This is a genomic window from Paenibacillus sp. FSL A5-0031 (assembly GCF_001956295.1).
GTDB lineage: Bacteria > Bacillota > Bacilli > Paenibacillales > Paenibacillaceae > Pristimantibacillus.
Genome location: NZ_MRTD01000001.1, coordinates 659241 through 682569 on the forward strand (window position 1 = coordinate 659241; position 23329 = coordinate 682569).

A 23329-nucleotide genomic window follows, 5' to 3' on the forward strand; every position below is an offset into this window, starting at 1 on the left:
AGGTATAATGATGAATGAACTGAAATCTTTACCCCATACAGTAGTAAAAAGCACAGAGGCTGACCTTGATCAGCTTCAAAAAACACTTGAGCGATATTGTTTGTTTCTAACAAAATCAAAATGGGATGCAGAGGATTTAGTGCAGGATACGTGGCTAAAAGGGCTGCGTGCAGCTGTTGATTCAAATCACAATAATCCGGAAGCTTTGTTGCTGCGCATCGCCAAAAATACATGGATTGATCAGCGAAGAAGAAAAAATCAATATCAACTTCTCATCCAGCAAGCGAAGCCATTGGATATAGCAGCTTATTCAAGCAGTCTTGACCAAGAAGAAGCGATGTACGCGCTCATGCAACATCTGTCACCTTTACAACGAACCGTGTTTCTTTTGCGCGATGTGCTTCATTTTTCAATCGAAGAAACCGCCGAGCGGCTAAATACGACGTCTGGTGCAATCAAGGCTGCCCATTACCGCGCGCGTGAAGCCTTGCAAGCGGTCAAGCGGGAACTGAAGGCAGAGGCTGTTATTTTACCTGATGATGAGTATTTGCGAAGCTTCTTAAGAGCAATGGCGGTTGCTTATCAGACGGGGGATGTTGCTCTTTTAGTAGAGCTTGCACAACGAGATATTTCTGAAGCGCCAATCCTTGTAGGTATCGCACAGAATAATAAACGCAAAGCCTCAAGAAATGGAGCACATGTGTTTGCTACTAACCCAGTGAATGTGCAAATGGCTGCATAAGCAATAACCAAATAAACCGATGCCAGCAGGCGTCGGTTTATTTGCTGTGTGCTGCTCCACGCAGAATTTTATGAAATAAGCTATAATAGAGGAATAGAATATGAAGGATTGAGGCAAACAATGATGACTCGCAAGCTTATTTTTTTTGATATTGACGGTACCTTGGTTGATCACGAGAAGAAAATACCGCCATCTACGCAGCAAGCGATTGAGCAATTGAAAGCGGCTGGCCATGAACTCGTTATTGCGACGGGAAGAGGGCCCTTTATGCTGAAGCCCATTAGCGAACAATTAAACATAGAATCCTATGTTAGCTTTAATGGCTCTTACGTGGTATACAATGGAGAAGTAGTGTATAGCCATTCGATTAATCCTGACCGACTTGCAGAGCTTACACAAATTACTCTAAATAATAATCATCCTTTAGTCTATATGACACCGGAAGGTATGCGCTGCAGCACACATGAAACCGCTTATTTAGAGGATGCCCACGAACCGTTAAAAAAGAAGCTGCCGCCTATGGAGCCAGATTATTATGTAGGAAAAGATATTTATCAGTGCCTGCTTTATTGCAAGCAAGAGGATGAGGGCTGCTACAAGGAAAATTTTTCTGAGCTCGGCTTCATTCGTTGGCATTTGTTTGGAAGTGACATTTTACCGCCTGGTGGCTCAAAGGCAAAAGGAATTCATGCTCTTGTTGAACGATCCGGTTTCGACCGTGAAAATATTTATGCATTTGGCGACGGTTTAAATGATCTGGAAATGATGCAATATGTCTATCACAGCGTTGCGATGGGCAATGCACCCGATGAGGTGAAGCAAGCCGCTCGTTATGTCACTAAGGATGTAACGGAGGATGGCATCATGTATGGCCTGCGCATGCTTGGTTTATTAAAAGAATAGCGCAGGCACGCCTCGCGGTTCGTCACAAGTGTAAAAAAAAAAGGCAGATCTCTTAGATAGAGATCTGCCTTATATCGTTCTATTTAATTACGCGTCTAGCAGTTACATAACGCTTGTCCCATGTGCTGCCTGAGAATTTGGAGATCGTAACGCCTACTCCAACTCTGTAAGTGTGAAGGAGTTTATCGTTACCGATATATATGCTTACGTGATTGATGATGCCATCACGATTCGTGTCAGAGAAAACAAGATCGCCTGCTTTAAGATTTTTTTTAGAAACATAAGTGCCAGATTTCGCTTGCTGCTTAGAAGACCTTGGCAGACTAATACCATTTTTCTTAAATACGTACTGCGTGAAAGACGAGCAGTCAAACGCGCTAGTAATCCCTGATTTTGCACCAAATTTATAAGGCACGCCCAAATACTTTTTTCCAGTTGCAGTGATGCTGTTTGCTTTGGACGTACTTGATACCGTTGCTGCGTTTGCTTCTTGAGGCGCTATGACAGGTACGCTGGCAATGGCAATAGATAAGCTGATTCCAATACCTGCGATAAGTCTACTAATCTTTTTGTTCTTTGTGTTATTCATGATGTTCCTCCTTGAAATTAGGTAGTCTGTGTGTTGAGCTAGAAATACCATAACATAGATTAAATGCCCACTAATTACCTATGAGGAAGCAAACCCTTGCTGCTGCTGAATAAAAACAACTTTATTAAAAAGTGATGATAAAATACTCACTTTTTCTCACTTGACAGCTGTCCATTTGGTAAAGTTCATTTATAAGTGTTTTTACTCTATCGCCAAGCTGGATACAGGATATATACTGATGAAGTCGGGCCGACGAATCTTGAGGAAAGGAGCTGATCGATTTGATTAACAACTTGGAGGTGATCTCCGTTTAACGGAGATCGCTCATTAGAAGGAGACCGCAAGGTCTCCTTTTTACTTTTAAAAATGTTCTAACCATTATTAATGGAATTATTGTTAAACATTTCTTGTCATCTGAAAATGCTTACAATATAATAAGAAAGTGCAACAAGAAAGAAGTTCAAGTGGAGGGAATAACATCCATGGCTTTTATTGCTTGCAACAAAAACTCAGCGTTACCAAAAATCGAAAGGAGGAAGCAAAAAATGTTGATTAACACTACTGCTGCAAACAATTCTAAAAAGATTAGCTTGTTCGAGGAGGACATTTATTGTGAACTACAAAAATGGGAGAGACGTGCTTCCCCCTAGTCTATTGCAAGAGCTGCAAAAATACATTCAAGGTGATTTGATCTATGTGCCTAAGCTTGCGGAGAAACGTGCGCATTGGGGTGAGGTAAGCGGCACACGGAAACTGCTTGCCGAACGAAACAAAGAAATTTACCTGTATTATTCGAATGGTTGGACTGTTGCTGATCTAGAGCGGAAATATCATTTATCGTGCGAAAGCATTCGTAAGATCATTGTTAAATCACGATAATGAAAACATATTGAAAAAAAGCAGATTGCCGCGAGCATCTGCTTTTTTTGTTGTCATTATTGAGTAAAAAGTAGGATTGACACAACTAAGACAAACCTTTAAGAGGGATTTTTTGTCGAACGTCGAAATGTTAATGGATGTATTTTTGACGATAGATGTCGAATGAACACTAGAACAAATGGCAGTGGAGGATTAAGAAAATGAAAACATTATTAATTGCAGAAGATGAGCCGGTTCTGCGCATGCTTATTATGGATACGCTCGAAGATGAAGGTTATGCGCTCGAAGAAGCGGCTGATGGGGAAGAAGCGTTACAAAAAATTGTGGACACTAACTTTGATTTAATTATTCTAGACTACATGATGCCAAAGATGACAGGTATTGAAGTCATAGAGAAAACAAGGCTGCTGGAGGATCGCAAGCATTCATGCATTCTTATGCTGTCAGCGAAGAGCCAGCAAGCCGAACAAGAGAAAGTGCTGCTCGCTGGCGCCGATGGCTTTATGTCTAAGCCCTTCAGTCCGCTTGAGCTAATCGATAAGGTAGAGGAGATGTTACGTGGGTAAGCTGCGTCTCTTCTATAAGAAAAGAATTACACGACAGTTCGTAGCGATGATGGTGCTTGCTTTATCGCTTATTCTTATCGGGGCTGTTGCCGTGCTGACAAGCTCGGTTATTATATTAAAAAATTATGAATCCGAAACCGTTCAAATGAGAGAGAAGCAAGAGCTTGTCGCGCAAATTGCCGATCATTCCAATGATATTATTTTGAGAGCACGCGGCTACTATGTCTATTTGACAGATTTCGAATATAAGCAGATTTTTTCTGAGAAGAAGCTTCTGGATCAATCTCTAGCAAAAATCAAAACCTATCCGATTAATGCAACGGAACAAGAAGTGATGAACAATATTGAGTCCTTTTTCGTCGATTACTTTGAAAACATTTTGCCTAAAGCGATTGAATTTTCAAAAGCTCAAAATTATGAAGCGCTTCGCGTCCTCGTATCCGCAGGTGAGGATAACCCTGTAAATAATTTAATTAGCTATTCGCGTGATTTTGAGAAACAAGTACAGCTGATTGCTGAGCAAAAAAACGATGAATTATTTCGCAGCTTGACGCTTCAAGCCGTTTTATTAATAGGCTACATCATTCTTATCTTAATAATATCTTCATTTATTACGAGAAAAGTGGCTAGAGATGTTGGCGTGCCGCTCATGAGACTGACGAACCACGCTCGTGAGTTCGCGAATGGTGAATATTCGGAGCCGGAGGATCTCACAAGAGAAGATGAGCTTGGAGAGTTGGCAAGAACCTTTAAGAAAATGATGACGCAAATCCAAAGTAAAGAAGAGGAGCTTTTAGCTCAAAACGAAGAACTTATTGCGCAGCAGGATGAGCTCCAGGCGCAGCAAGAGGAACTGCAGATCGCCGTAGGCGTAATGGAGAAAAATGAGAAATATTTGGAGAAGCGCAATCAGCTTGTGCAGTCCCTCTCTAATACCCTCGATAAACAAGAGCTGCTGCAAAGCATCATTTCTAATATTGTTGCTATCACCGATTCCGATAAAGGCTTAATTGTGATGATGAATAGAGAGCATGATTGCGCATCCGTAGGGATTTCCAATGCTTCAGCCAAACAGTTTATTGAACAGATGGAAGATGGCATCGTATTGCGTGCATCACAGACCAAACAAGCATACAGTATGACTCGTGAATGTTCACTTGGTGAACAGGGATATCACGATTCTGCTATGAAAGCTACCGATTTAATCTTGCCCATTTTGAATGCATCAGAAGAAATGGTTGCCTGCCTAGTCATTACGAAGGTCAATCGTACGATTACAAAGCAAGAGGAAGAAGAGATCGTTGGCATGATGACACAAGTATCATTAGCCTTCGATAAACTGCATTTGTACGAGCTGTCGGAAAAGCAGCGATTGATGACTGGAGATATACTGAACACGATTCAAGAAGGCATACAATTGCTGGATCTAGATGGCAGCACACTTCAAATTAATCACAAAATGGCTGAGATATTCGGATTTTTCAATGATGAAAAAGGGACAATCAATATGCCTTTTGAGCAATTCAAAGGTTTTGTCCAATCCTCTGTTGTTGAATCTGAACCGTTAATTCAATTTATGACTGGGCTTATCTCAAATCGACATTATAATGGCTTGCGCAGCATGAACTATGAAATTACAGAACCAGAAAGAAAATTCATTCAAATTTATTGCGAGCCCTTGTACCGCAATGGTCAACAATTCGGGTTATTGCTCGTTCACCGTGATATCACGAAGGAGTACGAGGTTGACCGGATGAAATCTGAGTTTGTAAGTACAGTTAGTCATGAGCTGCGAACGCCGCTTGCAAGTGTTCTTGGTTTCGCAGAACTGCTGCTTCACCGGGAACTGAAGCCGGAGCGCCAGCGGAAATATGTATCGACGATTTATCAAGAAGCAAGAAGATTAACGACGTTAATTAATGACTTTTTAGATTTGCAACGAATGGAATCAGGCAAACAAACGTATGAAATGAAAAGCACATCATTAACGCCATTAATTAAAGAAGCAATCGAATTGCAGCAAATGTCGGCTAGCATCCATCAAATAACGTGGCAAAATGATGCACAAGAAGCAATCGTAATTGCAGATAAAGATAAAATGCTCCAGGTATTCATTAATTTATTGAGCAACGCAATTAAATACTCGCCAAATGGCGGTCAGATCACTTTGTTTAGCAGCATTAACAAAGATATGATCGTCATTCGTTTAGAAGATGAGGGACTTGGCATACCAAAGGATGCACTGCCTAATCTCTTCAACAAGTTTTATCGTGTCGATAATTCAGATCGAAGAGAAATTGGCGGGACTGGCTTAGGCTTAGCAATCGTAAAAGAGATTGTTACAAGACATGAAGGTAAAATAGATGTATTTTCCGAGTTCGGACATGGAAGTACCTTTATCGTGACGCTTCCACTGGCTAAGCAGCAAGAACGAATACAAAACGATGAGTTGAAGGAAAATACTTCTTCTGAGACGTCCATTCAAGTGATGCTGATTGAAAACGACCTTAATTTGTCCACTTTACTCCGTGATGAATTGAGGTCTAGTGGATTTCATGTTCACCTGTTTACAGAAGGTGGGTTGGCGATTAAAGCAATTGAACAGCTCAAACCTGATATCGTGGTCATCGATTTGATGCTGGAATCAGGAATTACCGGCTGGGATATTATTAGCAAAATCAAGAAATCTGATGTATTGCTAAATACGCCAATCATCATTTCGAGCGCCTTTGAAGAAAAAGAAAAAGCTGCACAATGGGGAATTAATGAATTCCTTGTGAAACCCTATTTACCCGGCAGACTAAGTGCAGCAATCTCTCGTTTGCTGCGATAATTGGGGGAGCCCCTTTATATGAAGACGGAAAAATATAAACAACTGATTCAACAGCGAATTACACAGACGATCGATGATTGGTCCAATCAAACAGCAGTTGAGGAACAAGATATTCATCGATTTTTCCATAATCTTAAAGGAACAAGCGGTACGATTGGGCTGCATGAGGTTGAAAAGTTTTCGGAATTCAAAGAGCAATTGTTTTCTGAAAAAAGCAAAAAAACGTACATACGCGAGGAGTGGTCAGAGCATTTGCTGCCACTAACGGCCATGTTTCCTCAAGTACTGCAGCTGCTAGACGGACTCGACAATGCAAATGAAGATCAGGCCGATTCCCTTGATGATCATTCAAAGCATCACAATCGTGTACTTGTCATTGATGATGATGTTGAATTTGTAACCTATGTCAAAGAAGTTTTAGAGAAAAATGATTATCCCGTAAGCATTGCTCTGAATGCGGAGCGCGGTTTAAAACTGTTCTACGAATGGAAGCCTAATCTCATCCTTCTTGATATCGTGTTGCCCGATCGAAGCGGCATGTATGTCCTCAATCAAATCGTTGATAAGGCGAAGCAGCAGCATATTCCGATTATTATGGTCAGCGGGAATGTATCCGTCGAAAATCAAGTTAACGCCTATCGATCCGGAGCGATGGACTTTCTTGCCAAGCCGTTTGATGTTGAGCTGCTTAAGGCTCTCATCGACAATCGATTTGCGATGAAGATGGACTGGGAACGCTCGATCATTATTGATGAGTTAACAGGCGCTTACAATCGCAAGCATTTCAATCAAATGATGCGGCAGCATATCGACAGCTTTAAGCGCTCAAACGATATTTTCTCGCTCGTTATGATTGATTTGGATTACTTCAAACTTGTAAATGATACCTATGGTCATCTTCAAGGGGATGAGGTGCTTCAAGCCTTTGTGGCAACTACACAACATGCGATCAGGCCAAGAGACATTTTATGCCGATATGGCGGAGAAGAATTTGCTCTCATTTTACCGAATACGGATGCAGTTCAAGCGGCTTATCTTATGGAGCGTCTACGCATTAAATTTAATGCTATTAAATTTCAAACGAGTGATTCTAACTTCCAAGTCACATTTTCATCAGGAATTACGGAAATAACGGAACTTAATAGCCATTCTGCTACACTGGTAGATGAAGCGGATCAAGCTTTATACAGTGGGAAACGCGGAGGAAGAAACCAAACGGTTGTTTATTCCAAGGCGTTAAACCATTCCAAAAACGAATCGATATTAAACATCATTGTCGTTGATGATGATCCATTAATCCGAGAAATTATCATCAATCGGTTTTTTAACTGGAAACCTACGAATCATACGAAGGTAAAAGCAGAAGGTTATGCAGACGGTAGAACGTTCTTATCCTCCAACTGGTACAAAGAGAGTGAAAAGTTTATTATACTGCTCGATGGCTCTATGCCTGATTTGGACGGATTAGAGGTATTAAAGGAACTGCGCCTCAATTATCCTGAACAACAGCTGTTGATCGTCATGCTGACGGCCCGCAATAATACCTCTGATATCGTCAATGCACTCCAAATTGGTGCAGATGATTACGTCGTTAAGCCATTTCATATGCAGGAGCTTGTGCTGAGAATCGAACGATTGGCTAGTCGAATCGTTAACTAGATTAAGGAATAGCACAAAAAATCGCACTTCGATAAGAAGTGCGATTTTTTTTATAGGGCATCCTATGATTACAGACTTGCATTCCCTATTAGGGAATAGTATGTTTAGAAAAATTAAACCGAATCAGCGATGAACGGCTTCCGGCAATTCTACAACGGTTTGGGGATACTTATAATCGTTCTGATAACAGTTCGTGTCTGAATCATAAGTAGACTGTGAAAGCTTGTGAGAGATCGCAAATATGGGAAGTTTCGGGTTGACGTGCAGGGAAGAATCATAAAAAGAGCATCGTTCAAAATTAAAGTCCAGTGTAGTGATGATGATGACGCAGTTCGAAAAGGTACATCCGATAAAGCTAAACCCGTCAAAAGCAATCGTTTCATTCGTAAAATGTTCATTCGAAATTGTGTGCATAATCAGCGCTCCTATTCTGTGGTGGGACAACCTAATTGCTAGTCTATCAGATTCGTGATGTGATGTTTGTCGGTTGGTGCATGTGAAATTTAATAATTAACGACATAAATAGCGTTCATTTGAGATGACTCTCCATTAATATAGTGAGTACAATATTTTTTTACAAAATACGATTGATTAAGTGAAGGAGCTGTATAAATGGACTCAAAAAAATTAGCCGCCGAAAAAGCTGTCGAGTTTCTTAAGGACGGAATGGTCGTGGGATTAGGAACAGGATCAACCGCATATTGGGCGATTCAAAAAATCGGCCAAAAAGTAAAGGAAGGCCTATCAATTAAAGCAATCGCCACGTCGAGAGCTTCTGAAGAGCTTGCGATAGAGCTTGGCATTACGATGCTTCCATTCGCAGAGATTGAACAAATTGATGTGACAATTGACGGCGCAGATGAAGTAAATAACGAATGGAACTTAATCAAAGGCGGAGGAGGCGCGCTGCTCCGAGAGAAAATCGTAGCTGCCGCCAGTAAGCAGCTAATTATCATCGTAGATGAAAGCAAGCATGTCGCGCAATTGGGACGTTTCCCGCTCCCGGTAGAAATCGTTCCGTTTGGTTACGAAATGACAATTAGAAAACTGCGTAATCTTGGAGCTGAGACGACAGTTAGAACGAAAGACAATCAAATATTTGTAACGGATAATGGCAACTATATTGTAGATTGTCAGTTTGGTACCATTTCACAAGCAGAACAGCTGGAACGTACATTGAATCTCATACCTGGTGTCGTCGATAACGGATTGTTTATCGGCATGGCAACTAAGGTCATCGTAGGTTATGCCAATGGTACAGTGAAGCTGCTGTAAATGCTGTCTAATAGATGTATGCTGCACTTAGCTTGACACATCACCCGAAAGTGGTTTACAACCATATACAGAGGTGAACGACATGAGCGTCATTCGGTTGGAGAACGTAACGAAAAAGTATGAAGATACACTTATTTTTCGAGATATTTATTTTCGTATCAGCAAAGGGGAACGAATCGGTCTTATCGGCCGTAACGGCGCAGGAAAATCGACCGTATTTAAACTTATTTTAGGCAGAGAAGAGCCAACGGCAGGAAAGGTAGAGGTTGATCCGAAGGTCAAGGTGAGCTACTTCTCACAGTTCTCAGAGCTGAGCGGCAATCGTTCCGTCAAACAAGAGCTGGAGCTTTGTTATGCGCATATTTGGAGCATCGAACGCGAGCTTCAGGAAATCGGAGAAAAGCTTGGTATTACCGTTGATGCTGATGAAATGGATCAGCTGCTGAATCGTCAAGCAGATCTCTTCGAGCAGATGGAGCATCATAATGGCTGGAATGCTGCTGTAGAGATCGATACCGTACTCACTAAGCTTGGATTTGATGAGCAATCACGTCAACAACCAATCGATCAATTGTCAGGCGGCTGGCGCAATCGCGCCGCACTAGCCAAAATGTTAATTGAGCTGCCAGACGTCGTACTTCTTGATGAGCCGACGAACTTTCTAGACCTCGATGGTCTTGCTTGGCTGGAGCAATGGTTAAATCGCTTTAGCGGCACAATGATTTTGGTATCTCATGATCGGCAGTTTATTGACCGGGTAGTAACTCGTACGATTGAGATTGAAAATTATCATTTTCAAGAATACGAAGGCAATTATACCGATTATATTCGGAAGAAGAAGCTTCGCAAGAAAGAACTTGATCGGCAGTTCGAATGGGAAGAGGAGCTTCTGCTTATGGAAGCCGAGGAAATCGACAACCGTTCGAGCAGGAAATTTTCCAAAGATCGTCTGTCTCGGAAGCTGGCTGATATGAAAAAAAGAGTAGAGCCGCATCCTGTAAACGTTCTGATTACTGATATTTATGAAAATTTGCGTTTTCCAGACAACTTATGCACTGTCGATGCAATAAGCAAAAACTATGCTGAGCGTGTTATCTTTCAAGATGTCAGCTTTGACATCCAGAAGGAAGACCGGATTGCTATTATCGGTTCAAATGGCAGCGGAAAATCCACTTTAATTAAAGTGCTAACAGGGCAAGAACCGGCTGATTCAGGTTCCGTGCAGTTTAGCAAAGGCGTAAGCTACGCCTATTTCAATCGCATGTGGGACGAGCTCGATCAGAAGGATACGGTAAGCCATACAGTGAACATCTATGGCCTTGGACTTAATGCCCCTCGCAAAAAAGTGAATAAATTTCTTTCTATGCTGCAGTTCTCGGAAGCAGACCTTCAAAAAGTGATCGGAAGCTTATCCGGCGGTCAACAGGCTCGCGTGGCACTCGCAAAATGTTTGCTGTCCGGCGCCGAACTAATCATATTGGATGAGCCTACCAATCATCTGGATTTGACCAGCATACAGGTGATGGAGCAGGCGTTAATTCATTTCCCTGGAGCAGTCCTCACCGTAAGCCATGATCGTTTCTTCATTGATAAAATCGCTACAAAGCTGCTGACCTTCGAACCGGGTGGAATAATTACTCAACAAAGTGTATAGCTCACAGCAAAACTTAGTAAAAGCCAACCTAATGAGGTTGGCTTTTTTTTGTTTGTCCGAGCTCAAATGTTAAAGATAAGCTGCATATTTGGCGGGAGATCGAAGTCATTTTTCAGCGGTCTGTCTTCATATACTACGTTACGTGCGGATACCGTCGAACATTGTCCACTAACCATGCCTCGTATAAGAAGGAGTGGAGTGAGATGCAATTTTCTATATCCGATGAGCTGAAAATGACTCGCGCAGTGTTAAGGGAATTTGCAGAAAGCGAGGTTGCAACTAGAGCAGTCGAACGTGATGAGAAGGAGCAGTTTGATCGATCGTTATTTGACCAGCTGGCTAAGCTTGGCATAACAGGCATATCTATTGATGACTTAAATGGCGGTGCCGGCAGCGATTGGATGACTTTCATTATTGTAATAGAAGAACTGGCTCGTGTTTGCGCTTCTACAGCTGCTCAGCTTGCCGCCCATACGGTTTATGCTGCTATGCCGGTTTTCACTTTTGGCGGCGACGCATTAAAAGCTTTGTATCTTAAGGACCTCGCAAAAGGTGTAAAACTGGGTGGATGCGCTCTATCATTGACAGTAGTGGGGAACGAGGGATTGAGCAGCCGCATTTCAGCACGTCGACGAGGAGATCACTGGGAGCTAAGCGGCGAGCATACATGTGTCATTCATGGAGATATTGCGGATTATTGCATTGTTATTGCAAAGACGGAGTTAAAACGAAAAAAATCGCCATGTACAGCTTTTTTAATAGAAACGAGTACAGCTGGATGGCAAATTGGGCAGCGAGTACGAACGATGGGATTGCGTTCTTTCCACATTTCAAATGTGAAGCTGGATAAATGTGAGTTATTTGAGACAAACAAAATCGGAAAAGATGGTCAAGGATTTGAAATCATTTTGAATTCCATCGATATCGGGCATATGAGCGCAGCTGCGCAATCCATTGGCATTGCCCAAGGAGCTTTTGAGGCTGCAGCTGCCTATGCCAAGGAGCGAAAGCAATTTGGTCATTTAATTGGAAAGCAGCAAGGCATCTCTTTCAAGCTTGCAGATATGGCAACTCAGCTGGAAGCAGCAAGGCTTCTCGCTTATCAAGCGGCGTGGCGCAAGGATGAAGGCTTAAGCTTTGCAAAGGAAGCCGCCATCGCGCGTAAGTTCGCGGCAGAAATGTCTGTTGCCGTTGCGATTGAGGCTGTACAAATATTTGGCGGTTATGGCTATATGCAAGAATATCGGATGGAACGTTTTTTAAGGGATGCAAAATGTGTGGAAACGGGGCTTGGAACAGGCGGGATGGAAGTGGATTGCATCCATCGGATGCTGAATGAGTAGGAGGTATATCACCATGCGCCAGACCGTTATTATAGGAGGGAAACGAACAGCATTCGGAAAGCTCGGCGGCATGTTCAAAAATGAGAAAGCCGTTGATCTTGGCGCTGCCGTCATTAAAGGAGCCATGCAGCAATCGGGCGTACACGCAAGTCAAGCTGATGCCGTCATGATGGGAATGGTGCTTCAAGCAGGCTGCGGTCAAAATCCAGCTCGACAAGCTGCCATCCTTGCAGGGATCGATTGGAGCGTTCCAGCGGAAACGATTAACAAAGTTTGCGCTTCGGGCTTGCGAGCCATCTCTATGGCAGATCAGGTCATACGTGCTGGAGATGCAAACATAATAATAGCTGGCGGAATGGAGAGCATGAGTCAGGCGCCATTTGCTGTTCGAACGGCTAGATGGGGAAACAAGCTGGGAAATGCCGAACTGACGGATTTATTGATTCACGATGGTCTGCTTTGTCCTTTCGATGATGTACTGATGGCTGTTTATGGCAACAAAATTGCAACAGATTATAATATTAGCCGGACGGAACAAGATGAATGGGCATTAAGAAGTCATGACCGAGCGAGCTCTGCTGCTAATCTGCGATTATTTGAGGATGAAGTTGAGCCTTACTACACTTCTGCAAACGCTCTTTTGGCTATCGACGAAGGACCACGTTTTAATACGGATTTGTTGAAGCTTGCGCTGCTAAAACCGATTCATGGTCCGAGCGGTACGATTACGGCTGGAAATGCTCCGAGTGTGAATGACGGCGCCGCCGCTATGCTCCTCATGTCGGAGGAAGAAGCGATACGAGGCGGACACAAGCCGCTTGCCAAAATTATCGGACAAAGCACCATTGGAGCGAGTGCTCCTAATTTAGCTGCTGCGCCAGCGCTTGCAATCCAAAAGCTATTGCGGAAAACGGGCATTCCTTTAAAAAACATTGATTTATTTGAGGTGAACGAGGCGTTTGCCTCCGTCATCCTAAGCTGCGGGAAAATAGTAGGCTGGGATGAGGAGAAGGTCAATGTGAATGGTGGTGCGATCGCACTTGGACATCCAATCGGTGCAAGCGGCGCAAGAATTTTACTTACTTTAATATACGAACTTAAGCGCCGCGGCGGCGGTTTGGGCATTGCTGCCATCTGCAGCGGCGGAGCTCAGGGTGATGCCATGCTCATTCAGGTGGAGGGCTAAGGTAAAGGGGGTGCTCATAATGATCCAAACCGTTACAGTAATTGGAGCTGGACAAATGGGCAGCGGAATTGCACAGACGTTAGCGCAAAATGGGTTGCAGGTAACACTTTACGATATTGAGCAAGCAGCCGTGACAAAGGGTATTGCCACAATTAATTCTTCGCTGACTCGACTTGCTGCCAAAGGAAATATTAGCGAGGCTGATCGAACTCAGACCATAAAATCCATCATACCTTCGACAGACTTAATTTGCGCCAATCGCTCTGATCTAATAATTGAAGCTGCGCCAGAGAATATGACGATGAAAAAAGCGCTTTTTGAGAAGCTTGATCGTATTTGTCAACCAAATGCCATTTTGGCTACCAATACGTCCTCGTTATCGATTACAGAAATAGCTTCAGCAACAAAAAGAGCTTCGCGTGTAATCGGCATGCATTTCATGAACCCCGTACCTATTATGCCATTAGTCGAAATTATTAAAGGGCTTGAGACTTCGAGCAATACCTATGAAAAAATAAAAGCATTGACGCTCACAATCAAGAAAACGCCGATTGAGGTTCAAGATTTCCCCGGCTTTGTCTCCAATCGAATTCTGATGCCTATGATAAATGAAGCGATTTACACGGTGTATGAGGGGGTCGCTGAGCCGGAAGCTGTAGACCAAGTGATGAAGCTAGGCATGAATCATCCGATGGGTCCGCTTACGCTTGCCGACTTTATTGGACTCGATACTTGTTTAGCCATCATGGAGACGCTGCAAGCTGGATTCGGCGATTCAAAGTATAGACCATGCCCGCTGCTGCGCAAATATGTGCAGGCTGGCTGGCTAGGCAGGAAAGCTGGACGCGGCTTTTATGTGTACTCGAATGAGAAGGGATAGGTACATCCGAAGGGAGACGGCCGATGGAACTCGGGCTTTCAAAGGAACAGTTAGAGCTGCAACAAGCGGTACGGCATTTTGCAGAGACAGAAGTAGCCTGCGCTGTGCCATTCATGGAGCAATCCAATCAATTTCCCAGCCTTCTCATTGAAAAACTATCACAAGCAGGCTTTATGGGCATTCCAATTCCTAAGCAATGGGGAGGAGCAGGCTGCGATTTTATTTCCTATATTGCTGCGGTTAACGAAATATCAAAGATAAGTGCAGCGCTTGGCGTCATCTTGTCCGTTCATACTTCGGTTTGCACTTTGCCGATCCTGCATTATGGTACACAAGCTCAAATATCAAGCTATGTTCCCAAGCTTGCTTCGGGTGAGCGCTTAGGCGCATTCGCTTTGACAGAGCCTCACGCGGGTTCGGACGCTTCCTCTATTCGAACAACAGCAGTATTAGACGGAGAATATTATGTTTTGAACGGATCAAAGGTATTTATCACGAATGCCGGCGCGGCCAATGTTTATGTTGCATTTGCAGTGACTGATGCAAGCAAAGGGGCATACGGCATTACCGCTTTTATTATTGAAAGTGAAACAAAAGGGCTAACGATCGGAAGAAAAGAAAAAAAATTAGGTTTGCACGGATCGAATACTTGTGAGCTTATATTTGATCAATTAAGGATACCCGTTTCCCAGAGACTTGGCGAAGAAGGCAAAGGCTTTACCATAGCCAAAGGCTCCCTTGATGGCGGACGAATTGGAATCAGCGCCCAAGCGCTCGGAATTGCGCAAGCTGCGCTAAACATTCTAAATGAGCGCTTCCAACCGAAGGCTGCAATGTTGTTAAAGCCTGGTCAGATGGCAATGCATCAGCAAGTTAAACTCGCTGGCATAACTGCTAAAGTAGAGGCAGCGAGATTGCTCGTTTATCGCGCGGCGTATTTGCATCAAGAAGGTTTGCCTTGTACGAAGGAAGCATCCATGGCCAAAATGTTCGCATCTGATACAGCAGTTGCAGTGACTAGCCAGGCTATGCAAATGCTCGGATCAGACAGCTGCCTGCAAGGATCAACGATAGAACGTCTGTTCCGAGATGCGAAAGCCACTCAAATTTACGAGGGAACGAACGAAATTCACCGAATCGTAATTAGCGGCAAAATACTCAAATCATTATGATTTCTAAAAAGGCGGTGGCGAGATGGGTCGTACTCCCGGAACGCGATTTCGCGAGGCGCTTCAAGTCGAGAAGCCTTTGCAGATCGCAGGCGCTATAAATGCCTATTCGGCAATGATGGCGGAAAGAGCAGGGTTTCGAGCTTTGTATTTATCTGGTGCAGGTGTTGCTAATGCGTCGTTCGGTCTGCCTGATCTTGGGATTACAACGCTGCAGGATTGTCTTGAGGATGTAAGAAGAATAACGAGTGTTACAGAGCTGCCGCTGCTCGTAGATGTGGATACGGGCTTTGGAGGAGCTTTCCAAATTGCGCGAACGATTAAGCAGATGAACCGCGCGGGAGCCGCTGGCGTTCATATTGAAGATCAAATCATAGCTAAACGCTGCGGGCATCGTCCAAACAAAGCGATCGTAAGCAAGGAGGAAATGGTTGATCGGATTAAAGCAGCTGCAGACGCAAGAGAAGATGATCAGTTTGTCATTATGGCTCGCACGGATGCGCTTGCGGTAGAAGGTTTAGAAGCAGCGATTGAACGGGCATGCGCATGTGTGGAGGCCGGAGCAGATATGATTTTCCCTGAGGCGATTACAAGACTTGAGGATTATCAAGCCTTTGCTGATGCGGTGAAGGTTCCTATACTCGCAAACATTACGGAGTTCGGGCAAACACCGCTGTTTACGATAAAAGAGCTTGAGGATGCAGGCGTCAGCTTAGCTCTTTATCCGTTGTCCGCCTTTCGCGCAATGTCAGCAGCAGCTCTTCATGTCTATGAAACGATAAAACAAGAAGGAACACAGAAAAATGTCATAAATGTTATGCAGACTAGAGCGGAGCTTTATGATTTCCTCGATTATTTGAGCTATGAAGAGAAGCTGGATCAGCTTTATGGAGTCAAAGAGGAGGAGAACCGTCGTGACAACTAAAAAACAAGGCGGTCTCGCCGATGTTATAGCGGGACAGACTTCGATTTCGACAGTCGGAAAAGCAGGAAAGGGCTTAACCTATCGAGGTTATTCGATTGATGATCTCGCCCTTCATGGCAGCTTTGAAGAAACTGCTTTTTTATTGTTATATGGAGCACTGCCAAACGATGTCCAGTTAAAAGATTACACGAAGAAGCTTGCGTCACTTAGACAACTGCCAGCAGGTGTATTGAACATATTGGAGCAGCTGCCAAGCAGTACACACCCAATGGATGTGCTTCGAACGGGGGTTTCGGCGTTAGCTGCGTTCGAACCAGAAAATGAGGAGCGTGACGCTTACCACATCGCTGATAGATTAATAGCCTGCAGCGCCTCTATTTTATTGTATTGGTATCATTATCAGAAGAGTGGGAGAAGGATTGATACAGAGACAGATCAACAAAGTGTTGCTGGACATTTTCTGCAGCTGCTTCATGATCAACGCCCGAATGAGCTTCATGAGAAAGCTTTTGATGTTTCTCTTGTATTATATGCGGAGCATGAATTCAACGCTTCTACATTTGCAGCACGTGTTACTGCATCTACTTTATCAGATATGTATTCCGCCATTACGACTGGCATCGGCACACTCCGTGGACCTCTTCACGGCGGTGCCAACGAAGCCGCGATGGAGCTGATTGAACAATTCGGCAGCGTGAGCGAAGTCGAGATCGGGATTAGACAAATGCTGAAGGACAAAAAATTAATTATGGGCTTTGGACATCGTGTTTATTCTGTATCTGACCCACGATCGGATATTATTAAATACTGGTCAAATAAACTATCTGCAGGGGCTGAGAATTCAATCATTTATCCAATTTCCGAGTCTATAGAAAAAATAATGCTGCAAGAGAAAAAACTATTTGCTAATTTGGATTTTTACAGCGCCTCAGCCTATCGATTTATGGGCATTCCAACCTCACTTTTTACACCGATCTTCGTTATTTCACGTACCAGCGGCTGGGCTTCCCATATTATTGAACAACGTGCAAACAATCGAATCATTCGTCCTAATGCTGATTATATCGGCAGTGATTTACTGCCTTGGCTGCCTATCGAGCAACGGTGAAGAGGAGGATGCAAAACGAATGTCCACTTTAATGAGTAATGAGAGGCCAAAGCCGGATCATGTGTTGGTTGATATTGCACAATATGCTGCAAATTATACGATAACTAGCGAAGAAGCTTACAATACCGCTCGCTATTGTCTCATCGATACGCTTGGCTGCGGGTTGATGGCGCTTAGGTATCCCGAGTGCACGAAGCTGCTAGGCCCGGCCGTACCGGGAACTCTTGTTCCGAATGGAGCTCGTGTTCCTGGAACTTCGTTTCAGCTTGATCCGATCACTGCAGCATTTAACATTGGATGTATGAACCGCTGGCTCGATTACAATGATACTTGGCTTGCAGCGGAGTGGGGACATCCTTCAGATAATCTTGGAGCCATACTAGCTGCTGCGGACTATGAAAGCAGGAAAAACATAGCCGAGGGCAAACCGCCGTTTGTCATGAGAGATGTGCTAACGGCTATGATCAAGGCTCATGAAATTCAAGGAATTCTTGCACTTGAAAACAGTTTTAACCGCGTAGGGCTCGATCATGTTATTCTCGTGAAGGTTGCCTCAACTGCTGTAGTGACTGCGCTGCTAGGCGGGACGACAGATGAAATTATTGATGCTTTATCCAATGCATGGATTGATGGTCATCCGCTTCGTACTTATCGTCATTCGCCAAATACAGGTTCGAGAAAGTCATGGGCAGCCGGCGATGCCACAGCTCGCGCGCTTAAGCTTTCATTGATGGCGCTCAAAGGAGAGATGGGTTATCCCGCTGCACTAACTACACCGGAATGGGGATTTTATGATGTGCTGTTTAAAGGGAATTCCTTTTCCATTAAACGGGATTTTGAAGCTTATGTCATGGAAAACGTATTGTTTAAAATATCTTTCCCCGCTGAATTCCATGGCCAAACCGCGGTGGAGGCTGCTATCTTGCTGCACCCGAGTGTGAAGGACAGATGGCATGAAATTGATAAAATAATCATTTCTACACATAAGTCCGCACTGCGAATCATCGACAAAACAGGACCGCTCCATAATCCCGCGGATCGTGACCATTGCATTCAATATATGGTCGCGATTGGCCTGATTCATGGACATTTAACTGCCGAGCATTATGAGGATGATTTTGCGAGTGACAGTCGTATCGATGAGCTTCGCAAGAAAATGGTTACGACTGAAGATATTACTTACTCACATGATTATTTGGAAGCTAATAAACGCTCGATTGCCAATGCCATTCAAGTGTTTTTCCAAGACGGAACATCCACTGAGAAGATCGAGATTGCGTACCCAATCGGTCATCGGCGCAGACGTCAGGAAGCCATACCGCTTTTGCTTGCGAAGTTTGATGCCAGTTTGAAGAGTAGATTTCCATCCAAGCAAACACAAGCGATATTAGATCTTTGCCAAGACCAAAACGTATTAGAGAACACGCCCGTACAGCAGTTTATGGAACTATTTGTTATTTAGGTGAATGCCTGCGTACAGCGCAGGTTTTTCTTTTTAAAATCTATTTTTTTTGTAGCTTTTCTGTAACTTTCTGCACCCCCATTTCGTTATATTGTATAAGTAAGCCGAATAAGAATATATACCATATAGAAGGAGCGTCTGCGCTATGAAAAAATATGTATTGATCGCAACTGTTGCGATAGCTTGTCTCACGGCCTTTAGCTTTGCGCCGGCGGGAGGCCGTGAATATACACCGGTAGAACAAACACCGGATATGATAACTGGCTACGTTGCAATGACAAAAGGGGAAAATAATCATTTCACATTATCTATCGACCAAATCGATTGGTACGAGGGTGATGCAGCGACAAAAATTTTCCTTGAGCGTGAAAAGGATTCTGGGCTCGATGCCCCGCCAGATGGTTATTACATTGAGAATGATGATGAAACAATGCGTGACTTACCAATAGCCGATAACGCTGAGGTGCTTATGCAAATCTATAATCGAACGGGCAATATTAATGATGCAGATATTGTTTGGAATGAACCGATTTCAGTTAAAAAGTTTATTGAACTCATCAATACGGAAGACGACTTCGATATGAAGAGCTTTCCTTATCATATGACGATCAAGAACGGGGAAATCGTACGCATCGTCCAGCAATTCGTTCCTTAAATAACCTTTTACATTTATGAGAGAAAGCAACACAACAAGCGCGTGCCGATATTTAATCGGCACGCGCTTGTTATGTTTCACTTGATGCTTTTGGAATAACATTTCTTCATTCTGATTTATCCGGTTAATCTCTTCCAGCTTCATAGATACGATGAGCAAGCATCACAGGATGCGTCTTTGCAGTTGACATATGATCGCCATGACCTTGGATATATCGGAACAAGCCCAGTCGGTTGGACATATGCGGATGCCATCCATATTCGCTGTTGTACTGTGGAAGAACATTATCTTCCGTTAAGAAAATATAACTTTTCGGCATATTCAAACTATAAAATACTTTAAGATCGAGTTTTTCATAAAAAGGTTTTGCTGGTTCTGGACTTACCATACTGTACATTTTCTCCGCTAAGCCGAGGCTTGCCAAATTAACAAATGTTTCACGAAACAGCGAAAATGGCAGCATGATCGTATCATCCTTCGAGTTTTCCCTAAGCTGCTGGAAACTAGCTTTTACAGGGGCTGGAAACTCATCGGCGACCATTTCACCGTCGTTTAATACAAAAGCATCCAAAAACACGAGCCTCCTAATACGCTCTGGAATCAGCTCTGTAACCTTTTGGATAACTGAGCCTCCGAAGCTGTGACCCACAAGTATGATTTGCTGAAGATTTCTTGACGCAATAGAAGCAGCAACAGAATGACTTATCATTTCATGAGTGACGTTTTTATTAGGATCTGCACCATGCCCGGGATATTCAGGCGCGAACACGGTATGGCCCATACTGGTTAATTCATAACCGATGCCATTCCAAAAGCTCGCATCCGCCCAGGAGCCATGAACGAGAACAAAAGTGAGCGGCTGTTCGCTCTGCATCAATCTTACACTGGTTGCGAAAACATCCGAGTATGGATATGCGTAGTTAATCGTGTTTTGTTCAATTTGATACATGCAGCATTACTCCTCAAAATCAGATTGTTCAGCATATGCCTATAATCCATTTAAGGTTAATAATCGCCCAGTATCTGTACAAGGCTGTGAATTTCCCACTTATGTTATCGTTTTAATATCCTTATTCTGATTAAGCGGAATGCGAAAACGATGTCTAGCCGAGTTATTGGGTGGAATTTTGCTTTTTGCTGAAGCAAGCGTAGCATTGATTTCACCGCCAAGCATGATGAGGATAGAGCTAATGTAGAGCCAAATCAACAGGATGATTACTCCGCCAAGACTGCCGTATGTTTTCGAATAGTTCCCAAAATTGTTCATATAGAACTGAAAAACAAGCGAAGTCGCAATCCAACCAAACGTTGCAAATATAGCACCTGGCACAGCTTCTTTTAAGCTCAGCCTTCTGTTAGGAACAATCCAATAAAGCAAGGAAAAGGCGGCTGTCATTGCGGAAATTGGTATTACATACTTCAATACATTCCAGATCCATTCGAAACCATTCGGATAATCAAGCCACTTAAATAAGTATTCGCCAATAGCTTTACCGAAAATAAGCATAACCATGACCAAAACAATAACGACCACTAAAAAAATGGTTGATAGCAGCGAAATACCTCGTACCTTCCAAAACGGCCGCTTTTCCTCAACATCGTACGCTTTGTTCAATCCTTTCAAAATCGCATTAATACCGTTTGAAGCAGACCAAATGGTAGCAATCATACCGAATGACAGCAGTGTTCCGCTGCTGTTATCTACAACTTCAGCAAGAATTCCGCTAATTGTATCACTTGCTTCTGCAGGTAGAAGGCGAATAAACTCTGCGATCACGCTATCGCCAGACATTTCGATAAAGCTAAGCAAGCTGACCATAAATATAAGAAAGGGGAAAAACGATAAGATCAAATAATACGTCAGCTGTGCGCCAAGCGCAGGTACATCATCCTCACGAAAACGGCTGTATAAGCATTTTATAAATTGCATCGTGTTGAATTTTTCACTCATCAAGACCACCATCCTTTTGATATAAAACTAAACAAAATAGAAGGGTACAAAACATTTATTGAAATAGAAAAGATAAGCAGCAAGTAGGAAATAGTCAAATCATGTCGAATAAGAGTATGAGTAAATATTTTCGAATGAAGGGAGTGGACCTTATGTTTTTACATTTTCTACAAACCAAGGAGCAAAAAGAAGCATTTCTCGAATTAGCACATCTTGCAGCAAATGCTGATGGGTTCATTCACAAGAAAGAACAAGGATTTCTTCAATCGTATATGCAAGAGATGGATATGCAGCAAACCGTAATAAGCTTTTCATCCGAAAAGCAGTTAGCAGATATACTAGGAAATATTAATGATGATCATGTAAAAAAAATCTTTTTCGCAGAAATTCTGCTTCTCATATTCGCTGACGGCGACTACAATGACGATGAAAAAGAATTAACAAAGGATATGAAAGAGCTGCTTAATCTAGACGAAGAAACTTGCGAATCCATTAAAAATTGGGTTATTCGTATGGATCAGCTCAAAATTGAAGGACTTAAGCTTATTTTAAACCCCTAATAAAATAGCAGACATAAGTAAAAAACCTCCGTTCTTCCCAGTGGAAGAATAGAGGTTTTTTTAAGTACTGCTTTATTAAAAATGCATTATGGCTTCGAAAAACCGAATTTTTCAAATACAGCCATTGCCTCTGCCGTTTGAAGATAATCATAAAATTGCTTTGATTCTGGAAGGTGCTTTGTTGCTGTTACGATACCAATCGGATAGGTGATCGGCGTGTATGTTGCAGGATCAACAGTAAGTACAATATTGACTTTATCTGATGTTAAGGCGTCAGTCTTATAAACAAAACCCGCATCAGCGTTGCCTGTTTCAACATATTGGAGAACCTGACGGACATCCTTCGCTTGAACAACCTTCGTTTGCAAACTATCCCATAGCTTCGCTTGTTCCAAGGCTTCTTTCGTATAACTTCCAGCAGGTACGCTCTCTGGAATGCCAATTGCAATCGTTTTAACATCTGCGTTCAACAGATCATTAACCGTTGCAAGCTGCGTTTTTGACGTTTTTGAAGTGACGAGCACGAGACCATTGGATAGAAGGTTTGTTTGGCTGTCCTCAGCTATCAGCTTCGCATCTACTAGTGACTTCATGTTTTTGGAAGCAGCAGAGAGGAACAGATCTGCAGGAGCACCACTTTCAATCTGCTTCTGAAGAGCGCCTGAAGCGCCAAAGTTAAAATTCAGTTTCACATTAGGGTGAATTACTTTGAATTGTGTTTCAATTTCCTTTAACGCATCCGTTAAACTTGCAGCTGCTGAAATCGTTAAATCAACATTTTCAGCAGGGGCTTCCGTGCTAATTGCTGTTGCTTCTGCTTGATTGGTGGAGCTTGGTTGATTTGCTTGATTCGAACCACACGCCGTTACAACAACCATAATCATAACCAAACACAATAAAACATAGCTTTTTTTAAGTAAATTAATCATTTAATACCCTCTTTCGTTATGGTTAGATATAAATAGATATAATCCATTTTCCGATTATAAG

At 43.0% G+C, this 23329-nt stretch carries 22 protein-coding genes; 17 read left to right on the top strand and 5 right to left on the bottom strand.

The features are described from left to right. Nucleotides 1-10: 10 nt before the first annotated feature. Together BK120_RS02865 and BK120_RS02870 are read left to right on the top strand one after the other, a co-directional pair. Nucleotides 11-742: an RNA polymerase sigma factor gene (locus BK120_RS02865; RefSeq protein ID WP_076265934.1), complete on the top strand. Its 732-nt coding sequence runs from the start codon at nucleotides 11-13 to the stop codon at nucleotides 740-742. Between the two features lie 123 nt (nucleotides 743-865). Continuing rightward, nucleotides 866-1645: a Cof-type HAD-IIB family hydrolase gene (locus BK120_RS02870; protein ID WP_076266128.1), complete on the top strand. Its 780-nt coding sequence runs from the start codon at nucleotides 866-868 to the stop codon at nucleotides 1643-1645. Nucleotides 1646-1724: 79 nt separating this feature from the next. Here BK120_RS02870 and BK120_RS02875 read toward each other — a convergent pair whose 3' ends face one another. Next, complete coding sequence (locus BK120_RS02875) at nucleotides 1725-2234, bottom strand: C40 family peptidase (RefSeq protein WP_076265935.1); 510 nt, start codon at nucleotides 2232-2234, stop codon at nucleotides 1725-1727. Between the two features lie 612 nt (nucleotides 2235-2846). On the opposite strand from BK120_RS02875, the gene BK120_RS02880 reads away from it, so the two are divergent. The 4 genes from BK120_RS02880 to BK120_RS02895 all read left to right on the top strand — a co-directional run bounded on the left by BK120_RS02880 (nucleotide 2847) and on the right by BK120_RS02895 (nucleotide 8171). Then, the gene (locus tag BK120_RS02880; RefSeq protein ID WP_054024760.1) at nucleotides 2847-3113 is read left to right on the top strand and encodes a CD3324 family protein; all 267 of its coding nucleotides are present in this window, start codon (nucleotides 2847-2849) and stop codon (nucleotides 3111-3113) included. 200 nt (nucleotides 3114-3313) lie between these two features. After that, nucleotides 3314-3679 carry a response regulator transcription factor gene (locus BK120_RS02885; RefSeq protein ID WP_076265936.1) on the top strand — a complete coding sequence of 122 codons (366 nt, stop codon included), beginning with the start codon at nucleotides 3314-3316 and terminating at the stop codon, nucleotides 3677-3679. Beyond that, nucleotides 3672-6512, top strand: coding sequence for an ATP-binding protein (locus BK120_RS02890; protein ID WP_083681535.1), 2841 nt, complete (start codon nucleotides 3672-3674; stop codon nucleotides 6510-6512). The genes BK120_RS02885 and BK120_RS02890 overlap by 8 nt, the downstream gene beginning before the upstream one ends. An 18-nt stretch (nucleotides 6513-6530) precedes the next feature. After that, nucleotides 6531-8171 carry a GGDEF domain-containing response regulator gene (locus BK120_RS02895; RefSeq protein WP_076265937.1) on the top strand — a complete coding sequence of 547 codons (1641 nt, stop codon included), beginning with the start codon at nucleotides 6531-6533 and terminating at the stop codon, nucleotides 8169-8171. 123 nt (nucleotides 8172-8294) lie between these two features. On the opposite strand, the gene BK120_RS02900 is transcribed toward BK120_RS02895, so the two are convergent. Further along, complete coding sequence (locus tag BK120_RS02900) at nucleotides 8295-8585, bottom strand: hypothetical protein (RefSeq protein ID WP_076265938.1); 291 nt, start codon at nucleotides 8583-8585, stop codon at nucleotides 8295-8297. Nucleotides 8586-8783: 198 nt separating this feature from the next. On the opposite strand from BK120_RS02900, the gene rpiA reads away from it, so the two are divergent. The 10 genes from rpiA (at nucleotide 8784) to BK120_RS02950 (ending at nucleotide 19828) form a co-directional block, all read left to right on the top strand. Beyond that, complete coding sequence (gene rpiA / locus BK120_RS02905) at nucleotides 8784-9446, top strand: ribose-5-phosphate isomerase RpiA (protein WP_076265939.1); 663 nt, start codon at nucleotides 8784-8786, stop codon at nucleotides 9444-9446. Between the two features lie 82 nt (nucleotides 9447-9528). Then, nucleotides 9529-11100 carry an ABC-F family ATP-binding cassette domain-containing protein gene (locus BK120_RS02910; RefSeq protein ID WP_076265940.1) on the top strand — a complete coding sequence of 524 codons (1572 nt, stop codon included), beginning with the start codon at nucleotides 9529-9531 and terminating at the stop codon, nucleotides 11098-11100. Nucleotides 11101-11303: 203 nt separating this feature from the next. Then, nucleotides 11304-12443: an acyl-CoA dehydrogenase family protein gene (locus tag BK120_RS02915; protein WP_076265941.1), complete on the top strand. Its 1140-nt coding sequence runs from the start codon at nucleotides 11304-11306 to the stop codon at nucleotides 12441-12443. A gap of 13 nt (nucleotides 12444-12456) precedes the next feature. Then, on the top strand, nucleotides 12457-13629 hold the full coding sequence (locus BK120_RS02920) for an acetyl-CoA C-acetyltransferase (protein ID WP_076265942.1): 1173 nt from the start codon (nucleotides 12457-12459) through the stop codon (nucleotides 13627-13629). Nucleotides 13630-13645: 16 nt separating this feature from the next. Continuing rightward, complete coding sequence (locus BK120_RS02925) at nucleotides 13646-14509, top strand: 3-hydroxybutyryl-CoA dehydrogenase (protein WP_076266130.1); 864 nt, start codon at nucleotides 13646-13648, stop codon at nucleotides 14507-14509. Between the two features lie 23 nt (nucleotides 14510-14532). Beyond that, nucleotides 14533-15681, top strand: a complete 1149-nt coding sequence (locus tag BK120_RS02930) for an acyl-CoA dehydrogenase family protein (protein WP_076265943.1) — start codon at nucleotides 14533-14535, stop codon at nucleotides 15679-15681. A 22-nt stretch (nucleotides 15682-15703) separates the two neighbouring features. Beyond that, nucleotides 15704-16603, top strand: coding sequence for a methylisocitrate lyase (gene prpB, locus BK120_RS02935; protein WP_076265944.1), 900 nt, complete (start codon nucleotides 15704-15706; stop codon nucleotides 16601-16603). Continuing rightward, nucleotides 16593-17711, top strand: a complete 1119-nt coding sequence (prpC, locus tag BK120_RS02940) for a bifunctional 2-methylcitrate synthase/citrate synthase (RefSeq protein ID WP_256710765.1) — start codon at nucleotides 16593-16595, stop codon at nucleotides 17709-17711. Before prpB ends, prpC begins: the two co-directional genes overlap by 11 nt. 19 nt (nucleotides 17712-17730) lie before the next feature. Then, nucleotides 17731-19173: a bifunctional 2-methylcitrate dehydratase/aconitate hydratase gene (locus BK120_RS02945; protein ID WP_076265946.1), complete on the top strand. Its 1443-nt coding sequence runs from the start codon at nucleotides 17731-17733 to the stop codon at nucleotides 19171-19173. Nucleotides 19174-19318: 145 nt separating this feature from the next. Further along, the gene (locus BK120_RS02950) at nucleotides 19319-19828 is read left to right on the top strand and encodes a hypothetical protein (RefSeq protein ID WP_076265947.1); all 510 of its coding nucleotides are present in this window, start codon (nucleotides 19319-19321) and stop codon (nucleotides 19826-19828) included. 124 nt (nucleotides 19829-19952) lie between these two features. Here the strand turns inward: BK120_RS02950 and BK120_RS02955 are convergent, their stop codons facing one another. Further along, nucleotides 19953-20777 (bottom strand): alpha/beta fold hydrolase, encoded by an 825-nt coding sequence (locus BK120_RS02955; RefSeq protein WP_076265948.1) that lies wholly within the window; start codon nucleotides 20775-20777, stop codon nucleotides 19953-19955. Nucleotides 20778-20876: 99 nt separating this feature from the next. After that, a complete protein-coding gene (locus tag BK120_RS02960) occupies nucleotides 20877-21779 on the bottom strand; it encodes a YihY/virulence factor BrkB family protein (RefSeq protein WP_076265949.1) in 903 nt (300 codons plus the stop codon). Between the two features lie 152 nt (nucleotides 21780-21931). On the opposite strand from BK120_RS02960, the gene BK120_RS02965 reads away from it, so the two are divergent. Further along, on the top strand, nucleotides 21932-22339 hold the full coding sequence (locus BK120_RS02965) for a tellurite resistance TerB family protein (RefSeq protein WP_076265950.1): 408 nt from the start codon (nucleotides 21932-21934) through the stop codon (nucleotides 22337-22339). A gap of 86 nt (nucleotides 22340-22425) precedes the next feature. Here BK120_RS02965 and modA read toward each other — a convergent pair whose 3' ends face one another. Next, nucleotides 22426-23268: a molybdate ABC transporter substrate-binding protein gene (modA, locus tag BK120_RS02970; protein ID WP_076265951.1), complete on the bottom strand. Its 843-nt coding sequence runs from the start codon at nucleotides 23266-23268 to the stop codon at nucleotides 22426-22428. Nucleotides 23269-23329 lie beyond the last annotated feature (61 nt).